1 pseudogene is annotated in these 568 nt (G+C 54.2%); it reads right to left on the reverse strand.

The annotated features are described in order from the left end of the window. A pseudogene (locus tag ACJHWT_RS25480) lies at positions 1-568 on the reverse strand (IS3-like element IS3 family transposase); the annotation flags it as partial.

The following is a 568-nucleotide window of genomic DNA, read 5'->3' on the forward strand; positions in this document are numbered from 1 at the left end:
GTTTTCAAATTGTTCCGGACTGAGGCCGCCACACCAACTGTGCCGCCGCCACCGATTGTAATCACATTCGATATAATTAAACACCGTTGCCCGCATTATTTCCCGGCTGATAAAGTGTTCTCCATGGATACATTCCACTTTCAGCGAATGAAAGAAGCTTTCCACGCAGGCATTATCGTAGCAGCAACCTTTTGCGCTCATACTTCCACGCAGATTATGCCGCTTCAGTTGCGCCTGATAATCTGCTGAACAGTACTGGCCTCCACGGTCCGTGTGAACGATAACGTTCCGGGGCCTCTTACGCCGCCACAGCGCCATCTGCAGGGCATCGCAGGCCAGTTGCGCCGTCATGCGTGGCGACATTGACCAGCCAATAACGGCACGTGACCACAGGTCAATGACCACTGCCAGATACAGCCAGCCTTCATCTGTACGTAAGTACGTGATGTCTCCTGCCCACTTCTGGTTCGGGCCACTGGCGTAAAAATCCTGCTCCAACAGATTTTCTGACACAGGCAGGCCGTGTGCGCGGTAGCTGACCGGGCTGAACTTCCGGGAGGCCTTTGCC

Source organism: Escherichia sp. WS338, from assembly GCF_046486405.1.
Taxonomy (GTDB): domain Bacteria; phylum Pseudomonadota; class Gammaproteobacteria; order Enterobacterales; family Enterobacteriaceae; genus Escherichia; species Escherichia coli.